This is a genomic window from Bartonella sp. CM31XJBT (assembly GCF_028618555.1).
In the GTDB taxonomy this organism is placed as follows: domain Bacteria; phylum Pseudomonadota; class Alphaproteobacteria; order Rhizobiales; family Rhizobiaceae; genus Bartonella.
The window spans coordinates 14,044-34,066 of record NZ_JAQITD010000014.1 but is presented as its reverse complement, the minus strand read 5'-3'; the positions used below and the strand labels follow the sequence as shown (position 1 = coordinate 34,066).

16 protein-coding genes and 2 pseudogenes are annotated in these 20,023 nt (G+C 37.8%); 8 read left to right on the top strand and 10 right to left on the bottom strand.

Annotation, left to right across the window (positions count from 1 at the left end):
• Positions 1–33 precede the first annotated feature (33 nt).
• The gene (locus PVV63_RS06925) at positions 34–1,113 is read right to left on the bottom strand and encodes a class I SAM-dependent methyltransferase (protein ID WP_273791230.1); all 1,080 of its coding nucleotides are present in this window, start codon (positions 1,111–1,113) and stop codon (positions 34–36) included.
• A complete protein-coding gene (lgt, locus tag PVV63_RS06920; RefSeq protein ID WP_273791229.1) occupies positions 1,088–1,966 on the bottom strand; it encodes a prolipoprotein diacylglyceryl transferase in 879 nt (292 codons plus the stop codon). The genes PVV63_RS06925 and lgt overlap by 26 nt, the downstream gene beginning before the upstream one ends.
• Positions 1,967–2,270: 304 nt before the next feature.
• Here lgt and PVV63_RS06915 point away from each other — a divergent pair, with 304 nt between their 5' ends.
• The gene (locus PVV63_RS06915) at positions 2,271–2,516 is read left to right on the top strand and encodes an accessory factor UbiK family protein (protein ID WP_273791228.1); all 246 of its coding nucleotides are present in this window, start codon (positions 2,271–2,273) and stop codon (positions 2,514–2,516) included.
• 403 nt (positions 2,517–2,919) lie between these two features.
• Positions 2,920–3,420 (top strand): YbjN domain-containing protein, encoded by a 501-nt coding sequence (locus PVV63_RS06910; protein WP_273724125.1) that lies wholly within the window; start codon positions 2,920–2,922, stop codon positions 3,418–3,420.
• A 45-nt stretch (positions 3,421–3,465) separates the two neighbouring features.
• Here the strand turns inward: PVV63_RS06910 and PVV63_RS06905 are convergent, their stop codons facing one another.
• Both PVV63_RS06905 and PVV63_RS06900 read right to left on the bottom strand, forming a co-directional pair.
• Positions 3,466–4,806 (bottom strand): ATP-binding protein, encoded by a 1,341-nt coding sequence (locus PVV63_RS06905; protein ID WP_273791227.1) that lies wholly within the window; start codon positions 4,804–4,806, stop codon positions 3,466–3,468.
• Positions 4,807–4,814: 8 nt separating this feature from the next.
• Positions 4,815–5,519, bottom strand: coding sequence for a response regulator (locus PVV63_RS06900; protein ID WP_273791226.1), 705 nt, complete (start codon positions 5,517–5,519; stop codon positions 4,815–4,817).
• A gap of 144 nt (positions 5,520–5,663) precedes the next feature.
• On the opposite strand from PVV63_RS06900, the gene PVV63_RS06895 reads away from it, so the two are divergent.
• Positions 5,664–6,314, top strand: coding sequence for an MBL fold metallo-hydrolase (locus tag PVV63_RS06895; RefSeq protein WP_273791225.1), 651 nt, complete (start codon positions 5,664–5,666; stop codon positions 6,312–6,314).
• 69 nt (positions 6,315–6,383) lie between these two features.
• Here the strand turns inward: PVV63_RS06895 and PVV63_RS06890 are convergent, their stop codons facing one another.
• Together PVV63_RS06890 and PVV63_RS06885 are read right to left on the bottom strand one after the other, a co-directional pair.
• Positions 6,384–7,007, bottom strand: a complete 624-nt coding sequence (locus PVV63_RS06890) for a BA14K family protein (protein WP_273791224.1) — start codon at positions 7,005–7,007, stop codon at positions 6,384–6,386.
• Between the two features lie 579 nt (positions 7,008–7,586).
• Positions 7,587–8,207, bottom strand: a pseudogene (locus PVV63_RS06885) (sensor histidine kinase); the annotation flags it as partial.
• Positions 8,208–8,211: 4 nt separating this feature from the next.
• Here PVV63_RS06885 and PVV63_RS06880 point away from each other — a divergent pair.
• Positions 8,212–8,523 (top strand): annotated as a pseudogene (locus tag PVV63_RS06880) (MBL fold metallo-hydrolase); the annotation flags it as partial.
• A 69-nt stretch (positions 8,524–8,592) separates the two neighbouring features.
• Here PVV63_RS06880 and PVV63_RS06875 read toward each other — a convergent pair.
• The 3 genes from PVV63_RS06875 to PVV63_RS06865 all read right to left on the bottom strand — a co-directional run bounded on the left by PVV63_RS06875 (position 8,593) and on the right by PVV63_RS06865 (position 12,884).
• The gene (locus PVV63_RS06875) at positions 8,593–9,375 is read right to left on the bottom strand and encodes a BA14K family protein (protein WP_273791223.1); all 783 of its coding nucleotides are present in this window, start codon (positions 9,373–9,375) and stop codon (positions 8,593–8,595) included.
• 627 nt (positions 9,376–10,002) lie between these two features.
• A complete protein-coding gene (gene uvrB / locus PVV63_RS06870) occupies positions 10,003–12,312 on the bottom strand; it encodes an excinuclease ABC subunit UvrB (protein ID WP_273791222.1) in 2,310 nt (769 codons plus the stop codon).
• A 257-nt stretch (positions 12,313–12,569) separates the two neighbouring features.
• On the bottom strand, positions 12,570–12,884 hold the full coding sequence (locus PVV63_RS06865; protein ID WP_273791221.1) for an SH3 domain-containing protein: 315 nt from the start codon (positions 12,882–12,884) through the stop codon (positions 12,570–12,572).
• Between the two features lie 339 nt (positions 12,885–13,223).
• Between PVV63_RS06865 and greA the strand changes: the two genes are divergently transcribed.
• Both greA and PVV63_RS06855 read left to right on the top strand, forming a co-directional pair.
• Positions 13,224–13,697 (top strand): transcription elongation factor GreA, encoded by a 474-nt coding sequence (gene greA, locus PVV63_RS06860; protein WP_007347010.1) that lies wholly within the window; start codon positions 13,224–13,226, stop codon positions 13,695–13,697.
• A gap of 17 nt (positions 13,698–13,714) precedes the next feature.
• On the top strand, positions 13,715–14,773 hold the full coding sequence (locus PVV63_RS06855) for a glycosyltransferase family 4 protein (RefSeq protein ID WP_273791220.1): 1,059 nt from the start codon (positions 13,715–13,717) through the stop codon (positions 14,771–14,773).
• Between the two features lie 1,211 nt (positions 14,774–15,984).
• On the opposite strand, the gene PVV63_RS06850 is transcribed toward PVV63_RS06855, so the two are convergent.
• Positions 15,985–17,379 carry a TrkH family potassium uptake protein gene (locus tag PVV63_RS06850; RefSeq protein ID WP_273791219.1) on the bottom strand — a complete coding sequence of 465 codons (1,395 nt, stop codon included), beginning with the start codon at positions 17,377–17,379 and terminating at the stop codon, positions 15,985–15,987.
• 311 nt (positions 17,380–17,690) lie between these two features.
• On the opposite strand from PVV63_RS06850, the gene trxB reads away from it, so the two are divergent.
• Together trxB and PVV63_RS06840 are read left to right on the top strand one after the other, a co-directional pair.
• Positions 17,691–18,647 (top strand): thioredoxin-disulfide reductase, encoded by a 957-nt coding sequence (gene trxB, locus PVV63_RS06845; RefSeq protein WP_273791218.1) that lies wholly within the window; start codon positions 17,691–17,693, stop codon positions 18,645–18,647.
• Between the two features lie 42 nt (positions 18,648–18,689).
• A complete protein-coding gene (locus tag PVV63_RS06840; protein ID WP_273791217.1) occupies positions 18,690–19,595 on the top strand; it encodes a LysR family transcriptional regulator in 906 nt (301 codons plus the stop codon).
• The last annotated feature ends 428 nt before the right edge of the window (positions 19,596–20,023 follow it).

The following is a 20,023-nucleotide window of genomic DNA, read 5'->3' as shown; positions in this document are numbered from 1 at the left end:
TAATGATGTGCTTATTGACAAAAGCGCCGATCATCAAAATTGAGGAGGTATGGAGATGTTTTTATCACTGAAATGTAAAACTTTAAATAATTTTCCCATCTGATCTGGACCAGCGAGCCGTTCGATGTCTTGGCGGATTTTGTCTTGCAAAGGAGCACTTTTGCCAACTCCAAGCTGGTTTGCGCGCTCCAGTAGCCCCATTTTAAAAAGAAATTCTCCTTGCTCTAAGATTTCAGCAAAACAGCCCTGTTCAAGAGCTATGTTTTTTAAAAAAGAAAAATCAACATGGGATGTTAAATCATGTTCACCAGGGGCATCAAAAACATCACGAAATCTATGTTTTGAGAGTGCTTGCAAGGTATCGCCAAAGGCAAGCTCACAAGCACCATAGTCGATAAGTAAAGCAGAACCTGTCACTTGCACTAAATGGTGGCTGATTTGTTGCATGAATTGATGCCGTAAAGGGGCATGTTCAAAAATTGTTCCGTCAGGCACTTTAGAACAATAGGTTTGTAGACAAGAAGAGGGAAGTTTATGCGGGGCAGCAATAAAGATGAAATCTCCATTTTGATTGACTGTAATGCAGCGCTCTTTCCATTCTCCATTGACTTTAATATATTGGTTGATAGGGAGTGTATCGAGAAATTCATTAGCAATGAGGAAGAGAGGTTTTGAAGGAATTTGATTAAAATTTTCAATGCTATGGATTTGTTTTTGATAAGAGCAAAGGCGCTTTTTTTGTTCTTTTGCAAGTTTTTTGCTTATTTCGATCAGAAAAATTTCAGCAGCATTAAATGCTCTTGTAGAAAGCTTTTGGATGGTTCGCAAAATGTCATCCATCAAAATTCCACGTCCTGGACCTATCTCAGCGAGGATAAAAGGATGAGGACAACCTTGAGCTTTCCAGCTCGCAAGAGTCCAAATGCCAATCATCTCTCCAAATAATTGGCTTATTTCAGGTGCTGTAATGAAATCACCATCACGTCCAAAAGGTGTTTGTGTTTGATAATAACCAAACTGAGGATCTGTAAGTGCCAACGTCATATATTGGCTAACAGTGATTGGTCCATTAAGGACAATAATTTCTTTAATTTTTTCTTTTAGATTGGCCATTTTCTGTCGATTTATATTTAAAGGCGTGGAGAAGAAGATAACCCCCTAAAAGAAGCATGGGAAGAGATAAAGCCATGCCATAGGTAAAACCAGTAGAATGGAAAAGTGTCGAAAACCATTCTGGATCTTCTTGAGGCGCACGGTAAACTTCAGAAATGCTGCGTGCTACTGCGTAGCCTATAATAAATGTTCCTGATACAGCACCGGGACGCTTTAATGCTTTGAACCCAAAAATAAGAAGACACAAGATGATGAAGAGAAGAAATCCTTCCATAAATGCTTCGTAAAGCTGGCTTGGATGGCGCGGTAAATAGTAAGGATCGAGAGGAAAACAAACAGCCCAAGGATGTGTAGTGATATTGCCCCATAACTCTTGGTTGATGAAGTTGCAGATTCGTACAATGCCGATACCAATAGGAGCACCTGCAGCAATGATATCAAACATGGCTCGTATGTTAATATAATTTTTACGGGCAAACCAGATCATAGCAATGATAATACCAATAAGTCCGCCATGAAAGGACATTCCCCCATCCCATACGGCAATGATAGCACTTGGATGGTTAAAATAGTAAATGGGATCCCATACAAGAACTTGTCCTAAACGCCCTCCGATAACAACACTTATGGCAGACCAGACAACAAAATCTCCGATCTTTTCTTTATCCATAGGAGGGTGGTCTCTATACCATAGAGATGTTTTTTTTAATAATTTTTGCGCATACCACCAAGCAAAAAGAATACCCAGTACGTAACCAAGTCCATACCAATGAAGTGCTATGGGACCTAGCTGGATAATGACAGGATCAAGGAAAGACGGAAAAGCAATGGCTGGACAAGACAGATTGTTCATGAGTTAAGCATTTTACATTATACGAGATGAATATGAAGTGACTCTGATGGTCAGAAATGACAGATGAATGCACAATGGTCAAGTCAGTAGGGAGGCTAGTCAGAAAGGGAGATAGATTTCCACTGATTTATCGCGGTAAAAAATATGGTGATAAAGGAATATTAAAAAATCTTAAACAAAATCGTTATGAAAAGTCTACATAGTATGTAAAATATAGAGTAAAAGGAACAAATTACAGTATCTAAATGTTATGAGAATACGCTATAATGCGTGCGTCAATAATTAAAATTTAAGGAAAAATGTTATGCGTAATGGATCAAATCGTATTCTTGATGAATTAGCAAAATTAGCAACGGATGCTGCTGACGTTGCGCAAGGCATACGACGTGAAGCTGGAACAGCTTTTCGTGTGCAGGCTGAAAAGATAGCAAACAAGCTTGATCTTGTTTCTCGCGAAGAGTTTGAGACTTTTAAGGAGATGGTGCTGAAAATCCATGCTGATAATGCTGATTTGAAAAGGCGCCTTGATGATTTAAAGAAAGATGATTAAAAAAACGCAGACATAAAAAAGTAAAATAGTTTCTTAAAAAAAGAATCTTCAAAAAATATCCCCAATTTTTCAATGTGATGCGTGAAACTAAAAAATGCTTAATCTTGAGTCTGTTAGAGCGGAGCATTTGTTTATTTTTGATTTTTTTTTGGGTAAAATACATTTTTTTGAATCAGGGGGGCTGGCGCTATGAAATTGTATCAATACACTGAAAAGACTTGATGATTCGTTTTATGACTATCAGGTTGCCCTAAACAGCGCGATTGTGTTCTGGGTGTTTGTGTACTGTCGATGTTTTTATGTGTATTTGTTTGGTGTAAAGGTTCTGATTGTAGCAAAATATTGTTACAGTTTAGACGTTTTATATTCTGTTGACAATGTTTTAAGATGATTGAGGATTGTGATGAGGCTTGCATTTTGCGCCACAGAAAGAAAAGAGCACCCTGTTGACTTTATCGAACAGATTGCCTGTGAATATGATTGGTCGTTTGAGCGGGATGCACAAGATGAAATTAGCGTTTGTGTGGAAGGAAAACGCGCAAACTATCGTCTTGCTTTTTCATGGATGGAAGAGCATGAAGCACTTCATTTAGCTTGTTCGTTTGATCTCTCTATTAAAAATGCTCGAACAGCTGAAATACAGCGCTTATTGCTAGCAATTAATGAAAAGTTGTTGTTGGGACATTTTGATTACTGGCAAAGGAATAATTCAGTCATTTATCGACAAGGTCTTCTTTTGGCTGGTGGGATGCATCCATCTCATATACAGGTTGAAACATTGTTGATACATGCACTTAAAGCCTGTGAAAGCCATTATGTTGCATTTCAGATGGTTGCTTTGTCGGGAGAAAGTGCTTACAAGGCACTACAGTACACTTTGTTTGAAACTGTAGGGAATGCCTAAAATATACAGTCTGTTATTTTTACAGACGGTTTGCGGAAATATTGCTCATAGGGGGACATCAAGAATAGCGCGCACTCCCCCGAGTGGGCTCTCGTCTAATTGTATATTGCCACCATGGCTGCGTGCTATGTCTTGAGCAATAGAAAGACCAAGTCCTGTTCCACTTGCATCTTGATTTCGCGCTTTATCAAGTCGAAAGAATGGCTTAAAAACTTCTGTGCGCATATCTTCATGAATTCCAGGTCCATTATCATCGATTATCAATATAAAAGATTCTTGTTGAGAGTTAGCGGTTAGTTTAACAGTCGTGCCGTAACAAAATGCATTTGTTACAAGATTGCTGACTAAGCGTGTGAAAGCACGGGGACGTACTTGTATTTCTGTAGGACCTTCAATGGTGTAAGAAAATTGACGTTTGTGAAGACGAGCATCGGTGGAGAATTTTTGCATAAGAGCATTTAAATCAAAAGTCTTGACACTTTCACTTCCTTCACCACGAGCAAAAGCAAGATAATCTTCTAACATATTTTGCATGTCACTTACATCTTGCTCAAGCGGTTTAATATCAAAGTCAGTATTTACTAATGCCAGCTGAAGTTTAAAGCGTGTAAGAATGGTTCTTAAATCATGACTTACTCCTGAGAGCATCATGGTACGTTGTTCAATTTGGCGTTCAATACGTTCACGCATGCGTAAAAAAGCGATGCCTGCACGACGGACTTCATCAGCTCCTTGTGGTTGAAAACCTTTTGGTAAAGGACGACCGCGTCCAAAGCTTTCTGCTGCTTCAGCCAATTGTTGAATCGGTTTGATTTGATTGCGCAAGAAGTAAATTGCTATCAGCAATAAAACAAGAGCTGTTCCTACCATCCAGCTTAAAAAAATAGCAGTATTGGAAGCATAGGCTTGGCTGCGTGGAGCAAAGACGCGTAAGATGTTGTGACCAAGGTGGATACGGATTTCAACAAGATCAGAATCTCCTACGGTATCAATCCAGAAGGGACGGTTAATTTGGCGGGTGATTTCTTCACTTAAAAAATAGTCAAGAATTGCAAAAAATGGCTTAGGTCCTGGAGGGGGTAAGGAGGTAGGAGATAGAATAGAAATATTTAATCCCATACGTTGTTGTGCAATACGCTTTATATCTTCATAGTTATCTTGTTGGGGATATGTTTCAAGAATATCAATAATGGCTGAAATATCATGCACGACAGCCGTTGAAAGACGCTCAGTTACCATTTGCCAATGGCGTTCCATAAAGACATAAGCAATGACCGTTTGCAGAAGCACCATGGGAGCGATAATAATGATTAAAGAGCGAGCATAAAGCCGTTTAGGCATTTTTTTCGTTAACCATCGAAGAAAAAATCTTAAAGGTTTGATCATTCTTGTGCCTATTCAATAGAGAGTTTATACCCTATTCCTCGCACGGTTTGGAGCCATATAGGCAGTGCTGGGTTTTTTTCGATCTTACGACGAAGGCGGTTTATCTGCACATCAATGGCACGTTCACTTATATTGCTGTCATCTGTCGCGAATTTATGGCGCGGAATTGTATCGCCTGCATTTTCGGCAAACATGACCATCATTTCTTGTTCTTTATCTGTTAATTTAATAATTTCTCCTCCTTTTTTGAGTTCGCGTCGTGAAATTGAAAATATATAAGGACCAAAAACGATTTGCTCAATTTTAGGTTGGCTAAGGGGAAAACCACGTCGTAAAATGGCGTTGATGCGAAGGAGAAGTTCACGAGGGTCAAACGGCTTAGACAGATAATCATCGGCCCCTGCTTCTAATCCACGGATACGATTGTCTATTTCTGATAAAGCTGTTAGCATCAAGATAGGAACATCTTTTGTTTGGCGGAGTGAATGAGTGAGATCAATACCGTTTTCGCTAGGCATCATGACATCAACAATAAGAAGATCAAAATCTAAACTTGCCAACAGTCGTCTTGCTTCATTCGCATTGGCTGAAACTGAAACACGAAATCCATTTTTAATGAGAAACTGAAATAAAAGATTGCGAATACGAGTATCGTCATCAATCACAAGAAGGTGAGGGGCATCGTCACACAAAACTTGAACGTGATTGGTCATTCTTAAAAAAACCTTGATAAAAATTTAGTTTACACAAAATGCAAGTTTACATAAGTTGTATAAAGCTGTCGAGCAGCACCTTTACCTTAAAGGAGAGAAAGTTTTATTTATAAATTTAAAAAAGTTACTTTTGAAAAGGATATTATGGGTAGTCTTAATATACATATTATTCCCGTTACGACATTCCAACAAAATTGCACTTTGCTTTTTGATAGTGAATGTAAAACGGGGGTTCTCGTTGATCCTGGTGGTGATTGGCCGCGGATTCAAGACGTAATCGAAAAGAATGGTGTTATTGTTGAGGCTATTTGGGTAACACATGGTCATTTTGATCATGTAGGAGCAGCAATGCAAGCGAAAGAAGCGCTTAATGTAAAAATTATCGGTTCACATCGCGATGATAAGCCTGTGATGGATGCTGTGAGCGAAAGCGCAAAAAATTATGGCATCACTGATGCTTGCATCTGTATTCCTGACAAATGGTTAGAAGATGGTGAGTGTGTTCATTTTGCTGGACATGTGTTTAAGGTTTTTCACACCCCAGGACATTCCCCTGGTCATGTTATTTATTTCAATGAAAAAGAGCGCTTAGCCCTCTTGGGTGATGTTCTCTTTCGTGGTTCTATTGGACGTACGGACTTCCCCTTCTGTTCCTATGAAAAATTGATGCAATCTCTTCGAGAAAAAGTTTTACCCTTAGGCGATGATGTTTGTTTTATTTGTGGGCATGGTCCCAAAAGTAGCATAGGCTATGAGCGCCAAAATAATCCTTTTCTTCAAGATTTTAATATATGAGCAAACAAAAAAACGCTTTGAAGCGTTTTTTTGTGCCATTTAAGACTTTTTAGTAGGGCGGAACAGAAGTTAATTTATTGGGGCATAACAAACGTGTTCCAAACCATTACGGTCTCGGAAAGTTCCTGTTTTAGGGTTGAAAGAACGGTATTTTTTCTTGCAATATTGAAGCCAATCAGACTCCCATGATTGTTGTACTGGCTCATATTCCACCGTTTGCGGAGTTTCATAAATTATCTGCTCTTGTGGAACCTGTTGATATACAATTTGATGCTGTGGTGCGGTTTGATAAACAACTTGTGGCTGTTCTGGTTTTTTAAAAATTTTGCTGAGAAGTGCACCTGCTGCAAGAGCAAGAATGCCCATTGCTAAAGCTTCTCCTGAGTTATTTATATTAATACTACTGTGTTTTGTCTTTTTGCGCTCGACATAATGATATGTCTTGTGTTCAACATGATGGTGTTGTTGTGCTCCCCATTTATGGCTAACATAATGACGCTTGTGGGGATTATCAAAAGAGCGATGTTCACTATGAGAAAAATGGGAGCTAAAATTGTGAGCTGGTAAACCAGCCTCCCTCCTCATATCATAGCTATGATACCATGCCATATCTGCAAGCGTTGGATTTAATGGCATCAAAACGGTTGCAGTAGACATTGCTGATAATACCGCTAATCTGAAGAGTTTTTTCATAATGATGCTCCTTGTGTAAATTCGTATTTTTCACATCCTACACGTTTCAAACTGAATAGAGCCTGAACAATTTTGGACTTTATTGTGACAAAAAAATAAAAATTCATTTAGTTAAAACATTGCCGGTACAGTAAAATAAAATCATGACAAAATTTTGATTTCAATTAATGTAATATTCTTAAGGTTAATTCAGCAGCTTGTATTGAGAGCAGCAGATTTTTTACTATTGGTTATAAATTCTTTATTGATGAGTACTTTTTTATTAATTGATACAATATGAATTAAACAATAGGTGTATGAATAAAAGTTATCGTTTTTTATTATAGGCTTATGGTGCTAAGATAAAATCTTATTTGTGTGATAGAATACAGTCCTGTTTGACTACTCTCTTGTGAGGTTAAATATTGAGTTCGATATCAGATTATAACTGTATAAGATAATATATTGCGGGAACTTTTTTTGATATATGGGAAACATTCTCTTTAATTTTTTTGTGCTCATTTAGGTTTTAGAAGTGTTTTTGGCATGTTTTGATAGTTTTAGGGATTTTTTTATAACGTGGTTTAACAAGAAAAATTGCTAAAGGGGGACATCAATAATAGCGCGTAAGCCCCCTAGAGGGCTATCATCCAATTGAATATTGCCTCCATGGCTACGTGCTATATCTTGAGCAATAGAAAGGCCGAGTCCTGCTCTACTCGCATCTTGATTTTGTGTTTTATCAAGTTTAAAGAATGGCTTAAAGACTTCTGTGCGCATATTTTTATGAATCCCAGGTCCATCATCATCAATAGTTATGATGAAAGATTCTTGTTGGGATATGGCTGTTAGTTTGACAGTATTAGCATGACAAAATGCTTTTGATACAAGATTGCTGATGAGACGCGTGAAGGCATGGGGGCGTACTTGTATTTGTGTAGGGCTTTCAATGGTGTAGGAAAATTGACGTTTGTGAAGATGCGCATCGGTAGAGAATTTTTGCATAAGAGCATTTAAATCAAAAGTTTTAATATACTCACTTCCTTCACTACGGGCAAAAGCAAGGTCATTTTCTAACATATTTTGCATGTCGCTCACATCTTGCTCAAGCGGCTTAATATCAAAGTCAGTATTTGCTAACGCTAGTTGAAGTTTAAAACGGGTGAGAATGGTTCTTAAATCATGGCTTACACCCGAAAGCATTATGGTGCGTTGTTCGATATAGTTAGAAGATGGTGAGTGTGTTCATTTTGCTGGACATGTGTTTAAGGTTTTTCACACCCCAGGACATTCCCCTGGTCATGTTATTTATTTCAATGAAAAAGAGCGCTTAGCCCTCTTGGGTGATGTTCTTTTTCGTGGTTCTATTGGACGTACGGACTTCCCCTTCTGTTCCTATGAAAAATTGATGCAATCTCTTCGAGAAAAAGTTTTACCCTTAGGCGATGATGTTTGTTTTATTTGTGGGCATGGTCCCAAAAGTAGCATAGGCTATGGGCGCCAAAATAATCCTTTTCTTCAAGATTTTAATATATGAGCAAACAAAAAAACGCTTTGAAGCGTTTTTTTGTGCCATTTAAGACTTTTTAGTAGGGCGGAACAGAAGTTAATTTATTGGGGCATAACAAACGTGTTCCAAACCATTACGGTCTCGGAAAGTTCCTGTTTTAGGGTTGAAAGAACGGTATTTTTTCTTGCAATAGTTAAGCCAATCAGATTCCCATGATTGTTGTACTGGCTCATATTTCACCATTTGCGGAGCTTCATAAATTATCTGTTCTTGTGGAACCTGTTGATATACAATTTGATTTTGTGGTACTATTTGATAAACAACTTGTGGCTGTTCTGGTTTTTTTAAAACTGTACCAAGAATCGTACCTGTTGCAAGACCAAGAATACCCATTACTACAGCATCTCCTGAGTTTTCTATATGAACATTACGGTGTTTTGTTTTTTTGCGCTCGACGTAATGATACGTTTTGTTTTCAATATAATGATAATGGTGGTGGTGGTGATGATGGTGTTGTTGTTCCGTCTTACTATGTTTGGCTACAAACCTTTCATGTTCGGCTTTAAATCTTCTTTTGCCGTCTTCAAAACTCTTGTGGAAATCATCAACAAACTTTTGGAAATCATCAGAAAAAAAGCCACGTTTTCTATCAGAACAATGGGAGCGAGAAAAACCGCAAGGCGGGATATCAGCTTTCTTCCTTATTTCCCTTATCGCATCATCTGTTTCTTTACGCATCTTCCTCATCATATCATCTATTTCTCTCGAGATAGAGTCACTACGATTCCATGCCATATTCGCAAGCGTTGCATTTAGCGGCATCAAAACGGTCACAGTTGACATTGCTGATAATACCGCTAACCTGATCACTTTTTTCATAATGATGCTCCTTGTGTAAATTCGTATTTTTCACATCCTACACGTTTCAAACTGAATAGAGCCTGAACAATTTTGGACTTTATTGTGACAAAAAAATAAAAATTCATTTAGTTAAATCTACCACGGAGACAGTACAATAAAATCATAACAGAATTTTGATTTCAATTAATGTACTCTGCTTGAGGTTAATTAATAAATTTGTATTGAGAGTACCCGATTTTTTACTATGGGATATAAAATCTTTATTTATTGGTACTTTTTTATTGTTTGGTACAATATGAATTGAACAATAGGTGTATGAATACAAAGTTATCATTTTTTATCATAGTCTTATGGTTCTATGAGAAAGTCTTATTTTACTTTATTTGTGTTATAGAACAGTGACCTATTTGAATATTTTTTTGTAAGGATCGATAATATTGAGTTAAATATCAGAGTATAACTGTATAAAATAATATATTTTGGAATTTTTTGTAAAATGTTCTTTCTTATGTTGTTTTAGACAAATTGGAGCACCCTTGATGTTGGAGGTTGTCTATTTTTCGGATAATGCTGTTTGCTTTTGAACCTTAGTCTTTTTTAGAAGAGCTGAAGATTATTTTATGCGGTTTGAAATTTCTTACTCCTTCATTGATTGCGTTTTTTTCGTTTTATTGTTGCTTGATTAGGGGTGTTTTTACGAGATTTTCCTTTTTGATTTTCCAAAATACCAGTGTCCATGGTTGGTCCCATGTGTGCAAGGTCTGGTTTGGAGAAAAGACTTTGTTGTAACACGGGCTCATGGGTGGATTGTTCGCTATGATGTGTTAAGGGATTTTCTGCGAGCTCTAGTTCTATCTTTTGTAATTGTTTGATTTCATCGCGAAGTCGCGCTGCTTCTTCAAAATTAAGATCAGCAGCTGCTTCATGCATTAATTTTTCAAGGTGTTTAATATGAGATGCTAAATTGTTGCCAACTATATTTTTTTTCTCGATAACATCAGGGATATTTGTACGAACATGGTTGTTTTCATCGCCTAAATTGAGAATATCTCCGATATTTTTTTTGATACTTTTCGGTGTGATATGGTGTTCTTCATTATAGGCTATTTGTTTTTGTCGACGTCTTTGTGTCTCCTGTAAGGCTCGTTCTATGGAACCAGTGATCGTATCTGCATAGAGGATAACACGGCCATCTACGTTACGTGCAGCACGTCCGATTGTTTGTATGAGGGAAGTTTCAGAGCGCAAAAAGCCCTCTTTATCGGCATCTAGAATGGCAACAAAACCACATTCTGGAATATCTAAGCCTTCTCGGAGCAAGTTGATACCGATGAGGACATCAAAGGTGCCAAGCCGAAGATCGCGTAGAATTTCAATGCGTTCTAATGTATCAATGTCAGAATGCATGTAGCGTACACGAATGTCTTGTTCGTGGAGATATTCAGTTAAGTCCTCAGCCATACGCTTTGTGAGAACTGTCACCAATGTACGGTAGCCTTTTTGAATTGTTTTACGAATTTCATTCACAACATCATCGACTTGATTTTTGGCTGGACGAACCTCTGTTGGTGGGTCAACAAGCCCTGTTGGGCGAATAACTTGTTCCGCAAAAGTGCCGTGAGATTGTTCTATTTCCCAGCGTCCAGGTGTTGCGGAGACAGCAATCGTTTGTGGGCGCATAGCATCCCATTCTTCAAAGCGCAAAGGACGGTTATCCATACAAGAAGGGAGGCGAAAACCATATTCTGCTAGTGTTGCTTTTCTACGAAAGTCACCTCGGTACATGCCCCCAATTTGGGGAATGGTTACGTGGCTTTCATCGATAAAAACAAGAGCATTATTTGGAATGTATTCGAACAAGGTTGGTGGTGGTTCTCCGGGTTTTCGTCCTGTTAAATAACGTGAATAATTTTCTATTCCGGCGCATGAGCCGGTGGTTTCTAACATTTCTAAATCAAAAATTGTACGTTGTTCTAAACGTTGTGCTTCTAAAAGACGTCCAGCTGCGTTCAACTCATCGAGGCGTTGAACGAGTTCCATTTTGATGGCTTTCATTGCTTGATTGAGTGTTGGTCGCGGTATTACATAGTGTGAATTGGCATAAATTTTAATCGATTGAAGATCGCCTGTTTTTTGTCCGGTGAGAGGATCGAATTCCGTAATTGTTTCCACTTCATCGCCAAAGAGCGAAATACGCCAAGCACGATCTTCGAGGTGGGCAGGGAAAATTTCGATTGTATCCCCTCGTACACGAAAGGAACCACGAATGAAATTGATATCTTGTCGATAATACTGTTGAGAGACTAAATCAGCCAAGAGTGTTCGTTGATTGAGTTTGTCCCCTTTTGCTATTTGGAAGGTCATGGCCGTATAGGTTTCTACGGAACCAATTCCGTAGATGCAGGAGACAGAGGCGACGATAATAACGTCATCACGCTCTAAGACGGCGCGTGTTGCAGCATGACGCATCCGGTCGATTTGTTCATTAATTGAGGATTCTTTTTCAATATAGGTATCAGAGCGTGCAACGTAGGCTTCTGGCTGATAATAGTCATAATAGGAAACAAAATATTCGACGGCATTATGGGGAAAAAAACTTTTAAATTCACCGTAAAGCTGCGCTGCTAGAGTTTTATTTGGTGCTAAGATTAAAGCTGGACGCTGTGTTTTTTCAATGATATTGGCCATTGTATAGGTTTTTCCTGAGCCGGTAACACCCAAAAGCACTTGTGTACGTTCATCTTTTTGAATTCCCTCAACCAGAGTTTTTATGGCTTGAGGTTGATCTCCCGCGGGTTTAAAAGATGTTTCGAGTTGAAATGGAATACCACCTTCAGACTTTTCAGGACGAACAGGGCGGTGAGGTGTCCATAACGCGCCATTCTTAAAAAGAGGATTACCTGAAGCAATGAGAGCAGAAAGAGCTTCTACTGTTGCAGTAACACCATTTTTCATTGTTGTATCCTTTGATAGAAAAGTGTTGGTGATTTTAAAGAAAATACTAATTTTACAAATTTATTACGACAACAGCAAAACGTTATTGAACAGATTTATTTTGGTTTATTAGAGCTTTCATTAGGATATTGATCAAGTTTTTTATGAGAAGAGTTCTTTGAAGTATTTCTTTGGAGGGGGTATATTTGTGGTTGTTCGTGGACACTATTGCATTTTTGCCATGATGATATTCAAGAGGGCATAAGTTATTATGGCTGTTATGGAGAACAATCGGTATGTTTGGGCACTAAAGACATTGTATATGTGTGATAAAGATCGTTTCCATCTTTAAATGAAAGATAACGAGATGACACCCAACCTATTTGAGTGTTATATCGGATATGGCACCAATTTCCTTCACAGTTTTTAACAAAAACCAATTCTCCAGCAGAGATTAAGCCGCAAAGCGCATACTGAGTGCTGGGACCTGTTCTAAAATTAAGATTTCTCGTAACAAAAGCATCTGCTGCCTCTGATATTGTTGTGGCTAAAAAGAAAGAGCCAAACATAAAAAAAATGACGATTTTTTTCATTTTTCTGTAAAGAATTTCTTTAGAGATTTTCTATCCTTCTCTCTTCATATCCCATATGATTTCTTTTACTAGATTATGATAAAACAGAAAAAAATACAATTCTTTCTTCTTTAGGACACTTTTAAAGAGAATAGTGAAGTTTAACGTTTTAAACACCAAAATGAGATGTTTTAATCACTATTTGTGCATGTTTTGTTTCCTTTATTTATTTTTGTATGGAAAACAGCGATACTGTACTATATAATAAAAAAGATCGTAGTTTTCGGATTCCAAAAGTAATTTTGGAAGCCGTTTTTTGTATTTTTATTAAACCTTCCGTGTAATAGAAAGGGACGGATTATGGAAAAAGTTCCGATGACTACAGCTGGTTTTGAGAGTCTTAAAGAAGAGTTGCGTTGGCGTCAACAACAGGAGCGTCCGCGAATTATTGAAGCAATTTCTGAAGCGCGTGCGCATGGTGATTTATCCGAAAATGCTGAGTATCATGCAGCTAAAGAAGCGCAAAGTCATAATGAGGGGCGTATAAATGAGCTTGAAGATTATATCGCGCGAGCAGAAGTTATAGATGTCTCGCGTCTTTCAGGTGACAAAATAAAATTTGGCGCAACCATTAAACTCTTGGATGAGGACACTGAAGAAAAAAAAGTGTATCAGATCGTAGGAGATCAAGAAGCTGATGTAAAGGTTGGTAAAATCTCTATTTCTTCGCCTATCGCACGTGCACTTATTGGCAAGCAAGAAGGTGATGTGATTGAGGTGAATGCACCAGGTGGTGCGCATAATTATGAGATCATTAAGGTTCAGTACATCTAAATAACATATGGATTATTATGCGTGTATCTTTGGACGAAACTGAGGTTATTGCGCCTCACTTTAAAAGGCGTTTGTCGGGAGTAACATCTACGATTATTCAGCTTATTCCAATGCAACGCGAACAGGGTATGCGTATATCCACTTTGGGGTTTGGTTTACCACAAACTTTACCGGCTCTTGCCTTTAGGGACCTTTTCGGACTTTGGAAAAGTCCGAAAGGGAAGCCATTTCGTATTTGGCATGCACGACGCAATATTGAGATGCTTTGTGGGATCTTTTTACGCGATGTTTTGCGAATGAAGCTTAAACTCATCTTTACTTCGGCTTCACAACGTCATCATAAGCCTTTTACCAAATGGTTGATTCGCTGTATGGATAGGGTTATAGCTACCAGTACACGTACGGGCGCTTATCTAGAAGTGCCTCATAAGGTTATTATGCATGGGGTGGATGTGAGGCGTTTTACTCCACCACAGACTTTTGATGATTGCTTTTCTTCGACAGGATTTCCAGGAAAATATGCGGTAGGATGTTTTGGGCGTCTGCGCTACTCAAAGGGAACAGATTTATTTGTTGATGCCATGATAGCATTATTGCCTGATTACCCCGAATGGACAGCACTTATCGCTGGTCGTACGACAGAGCAATATTATCATTTTGAAAAAGAGTTACGCCAAAAGATTGCTAAAGCTGGTCTGGATGATCGCATTATTTTTCTTGGTGAGATTCTGGACATCCCTTTGTGGTATCGTCGTTTAACACTTTATGTTGCACCTTCTCGTACAGAAGGTTTCGGTTTAACGCCATTAGAAGCAATGGCATCACAGGTTGCGGTTGTAACGAGTGATGCAGGAGCTTATAAAGAATTGGTTGTAGAAGCGACAGGAACAGTTGTAAAAGCAGGAGATGGTTCGGCTTTAACCGCAGCAATTGAACCTTATTTTTCTGATGTGGAAAAAACATTGGCAGCCGGAAAGAAAGCTTTAACCCATGTTCGTACTCACTTTCCTTTGGAAAAAGAGGCAAGCAAGATTGAAAGTGTTTACAAAGAACTGTTTGCGGAAAAAACACTTTGATATGATATCAAAAATCTTCTTGAGGGATGATAAAAAGTATTTTCCTTAAAGGTTTCTCATAGTCATCAAGAAAACAGCTCAATGATATAACTGTTATTTTACAAAATTTATATTGTCTTTAGTAGAACGCTATAAGAAGTTCTCAAAATTTTGGATAAAAGATTAAAAATGTATACGCTTGAGAGCGATATGTAGTTTATGATAAAGCATACTAGGAGAGAGGAAAGCTACTTTTATTCATTGATGTTTTAGAATAAGAAAATAATGCTTTAACTCAAGTCTGGGGATTTATGCACTATCTTATACGGTGTCGTACTGATATTGTTCGTTTTGTAAGACTTAAATAGATAGCAAAAAAACGTTTTCTTGTCTTAAAAAGATAATGATGCTATCTCCATGGATAAAATAGTCGTACATATTTTCAATAAATTCATGATAAGATGGATTTAAGATTAATATATATATATGATTTTTATAGATAATTTACCTTTTAAATTTGAATAAGAGCTTTGAGTAGCGTAAGATTTTCTTATGTCAAATCTGTTGATATTAAATCAAGGAGAGCTATCCTCTAGCACATCACAATCGGAAGAAGGCATGTGGTGGATAAAAACTATTGAAGACAAGGTGTAAAGAGATTTCTTATAAATTGTCTGAAATGCAGGCTGTTACGACATTAACAGAAAAAAAATAATATGGTGGTACTAATTTATATCTTATTTTGTAGTACCGACTTGCACCTTATTATTATTTAAGTAAAAATGATGGTGCCCATTTTATATCTTTCATGAAGGCTGTCGTGGAATGGGGGTGATGAGTACTGTGAGATGTTTTTTTATAAGCTTGTGAGCTCGTAATATAATAGCATTTTTTTCTATAAGGAGGTAACTCTATTAAAGAGAAAAAACACTTTTATCAGCAAATATTCATATTTTTTGCATGAGAGATTATTCGTAAAAAAGAATGTTCTATGCGTCCACTTTATTTGATAAAGAAGATCAATAAAGTGAAGTTTTATATGTTATGGCTTTGAAAATATTGGTATTTGATTGTTTTTGTTGAATTATTTTTATATCATTGATATGATGATTTGTATGGAAATTTTAGAAAATCTTCAGTGGATTGAGTAAGGGGTGAATATTATGATGCATACTGTTCACACCTTTTTATCTTGTAAATTTTTATCATGGTAGAATAAAATACTCTCTGCATTAGAATTGTTCACGCCAGAAAGCGGGAATAAAAAGGACGAATATTGTTATGATTTCAAGGCGTCCAGCTAACATTAGAAAACTTAAAATCCATAAAGCATGGTCGTTGATTGTAGAGAAATTACCAGTGGGGCCAATAATATCTCCAAAGCCTGGACCAACATTTGAAAGTGCGGTTAAGACCCCCGTAAAGGCAGAGGTAAAGTCGAGACCGGTTGTAAGCAAAAGTGCAGTGCCGATAACAAGGCAAAACATATAAAGACAGACAAAAAACAAAACGGCTTGAGCAACATCATTTGATATATTTGAGTGATCGTAGCGCGCTTTTACAACGACATTAGGAGAAAGAAGTTTTTCTATATTTGTTTGTGTAATACGCCAAAGAATAATGAGGCGATTGATTTTCATGCCACCAGAAGTAGAACCAGCACATCCGCCTGTAAAAGAAACAATGAAGAAAATTCCAAGCGCAAACGGTCCCCAAAGTTGATAATCTTCAGCGCTATAACCTGTGGTACTAATAATGGATGAAAGGTGAAAAATGACATCAAGGAAAATCAAGTGGAACGCGCGATGATCATAAAACCGTAGCCATGCCGCTAAAGCAAAGCTGAAAAGGAGAACGATATGGAGAAAAACAATCACTTGTGGGTCAAGGAAGCGTTTGGAGTGTCCAGGAAGGACTAATTTAACATAAAGTACGAAGGGTAAAGCAGAAAGCAACATGAAGATTGTTGAAATAATTAAGATGGCTGGTTTATCAGAAAAATAGCCAAAAGAAGCATCATGCGTTGAAAAACCAGCTGTTGCTACTGTACTCATTGCATGGTTAATGGCATCAAATAAATTCATGCCTGCAGCAAAATAAGAAAGCATACAAGCCAATGTTAACCCAACATAAGCGATGATAATTCCGTTAGCAATTTGGTTGATGCGAGGCAATATTTTTTCAGATTTATCAGATGATTCCATATGAAAAAGTCGCACGCCACCCACACGCAGTGAAGGCAAAATTAAGAGGGCTAAACCGATAAAACCAATGCCCCCAATCCAGCATATAAGAGAACGCCATAATAAAATACTTCGCGATAAATTATCAAGATCAGAAAGGACTGTGGAGCCTGTTGTTGTAATTCCAGAAACAGATTCAAAAATGGCTCCTGCTAGAGAGATGGGAAGAGGAGAAAGATAAAGAGGTAAGGCACCTACGATGCTTCCTGTAAGCCAAAGACAAACAGTGAGCATAAAGCCAAGCCGTGCTGAAAAGCGACAAGTAGCTCCCTTAGTTGCTAAAAGAATCAGCGTTGCTAACATGGTGGTTATGGCACAAGAATAGAGAAAGCTTATCCAATTACGATTGTTGTCGTGCAAATCCACAAAAATTGGCAAAAGCATTGCTCCTCCCATGATTAAGGCAAAACGTGCACAGACATTGATAATAAATTGAAAAATGATCGTTCCCTATCTTTGTATCTCTTTTTATTATGGTTTTGTGCTCATAAGAAGTTACATTTTTCTCTTTATAGGATAAGGATTAATTCTTAACATTAGCGTGCCTTGATGAATTAGTAATCAGACCTTTTCATAAAACTTGAAAAGAAGTATACATAACATAATTAGGGCTCTTGAAAAATATTTTTTTAAAAGGCTGCATTCCGTTATCATTTATAGAATAATTAATTTATAATTAAAGTGAAGGGGATTTAATGGTGCAATCGCATATTCGTCTGCTGATTATTGGCTCAGGTCCAGCTGGTTATACAGCGGCGATCTATGCAGCAAGAGCAATGCTTAAGCCGGTTTTGGTGACGGGCTTGCAGCAGGGTGGACAATTAACAATTACAACTGATGTTGAGAATTATCCAGGTTTTGCAGATCCCATTCAAGGACCATGGTTGATGGAACAAATGGCAAAACAAGCTGAGAATATGGGGACAAAAATTGTCTATGATACAATTATAAAGGCTGATTTGTTGAAGTATCCTTTTGTCTTATATGGGGATTCAGGAACACAATATTCTTGTGATGCACTGATTATTGCAACAGGAGCTCAAGCACGCTGGCTTGGTTTAGAAAGTGAACAGACCTTTATGGGCGGAGGTGTTTCCGCTTGTGCTACATGTGATGGCTTTTTTTATCGTGATAAGGACGTTATTGTCGTGGGAGGAGGAAATACGGCTGTTGAAGAAGCACTTTATTTATCGCATTTGGCTAAGAGTGTAAGCGTGGTTCACAGGCGGGGGCAGTTTCGGGCAGAAAAAATTTTGCAAGATAGGTTGCTGGCTTGTAATAATGTGCGTGTTTTTTGGGATCATGTGGTCGAAGAAATTGTGGGGCTGCCAGCTCAAGATTCAATGGGCGCTGTTGTAACAGGGGCACGTCTGAAAAATGTTAAGACAGGTCATGAGATGAAAGTGAATGCAGAGGGCATATTTATTGCCATTGGGCATAATCCTGCTGTTTCTCTGTTTGAAGGACAGCTGAAACAAAAACGAGGCGGCTATTTATGGACAGCACCGGACTCAACAGCAACAAGCATTGCTGGTGTTTTTGCTGCTGGGGATGTGACAGATGAAACATTCCGCCAAGCTGTAACAGCTGCGGGAAGAGGATGTATGGCAGCGTTGGAAGCAGAACGGTTTTTGGATATATCTAAGCGTTAGTAACTCATTGAGAAAATAGAGAATATAGAGGTAGAATTAATTGTGGCGCCACCGTTGGATTGGGATAAGTTAAGAGTTTTTCACGCTGCAGCAGAAGCGGGATCTTTTACGCATGCTGCTCAAAAACTTCATTTATCTCAATCAGCCGTTTCACGACAGGTTTCGGCTTTAGAACAAGAGGTTGGGGTATCCTTATTTCAACGTCATGCGCGTGGTTTGATTCTTACAGAACAGGGAGAAACTCTTTATCGTACAGCTCATGATGTTTTGATGAAGCTTGAAAGTGTGCGTTTGCAATTAAGTGAAAGCTATGCAAAACCAACGGGGCACTTGCGTGTGACCTCGACCTTTGGAATGGGGGCAGGGTGGATTGCAGAGCGTATGCCAGAATTTCTTAGTCTTTATCCTGATATGCAGGTTCAGCTTTTGCTTTCCGATGAAGAGCTTGATTTGACAATGTGTCATGCGGATTGTGCTGTTCGCTTACATCAACCCAAACAACCTGATCTTATACAAAGAAAACTCTTTACAATTCATATGCATGTTTATGCTTCGGAAAAGTATATTGCAAATTATGGAAAGCCGGAAAAATTATCTGATCTCGATGAGCATCGTATTATTTCGTTCGGTGAACCTGTTCCACCTTATTTGTCTGGTTTAAATTGGTTGGAAAAGGCTGGTAGAAGTGATGGATCATTGCGCGTTTCAGTTCTACAAATCAACAATATCATCTCAATAAAGAATGCGCTTATGCGTGATCTTGGGATTGCTGTGCTTCCTGATTATATCGTCAATAATGATGAGCATTTGGTGCGTCTTTTTCCTGATATGGTTGATATTCCTTCTTTTGATACTTTTTTTTGTTATCCTTATAATTTAAAGAATTTGGCAAGGTTAAATGCTTTTCGAGATTATATTTTTTTAAAAGCTCGTCAGTGGTCTTTTTAATATTAATGTCTTAATTTATAAGGAACAATTAGCTGTTTTGAAACTTGAGACTCCCGTAATATTCTTTCGTTTCAAATTTGCTCATATTGAATCAATTAAAATTATTCGTTGCACATTAAAAGTGGAGGGAGTCTGCGCGGGTAAATATTTTTGAAAAAAGGGATAAATGTTTTTTTACAAATGCTAGCAAACGTGAGAGCTATTATATAATGGACAATCGTGTGATGGTGTAGCTTACATTTTTATATTTAATTAAAGAGAGTGCTACATAATGGAGACAAATTTAAAGCTATGTGTTTATTGCATAGCAGATACGCTTAAGTCTTTATTGTGCTTTTTCTTATAAAATGACATAGAATGCTATCTCTTGATTATGTTGCCTCCCAGTGCGTTTTCTTGAGTGTTCCCTTACGAAGATCTATCAGATT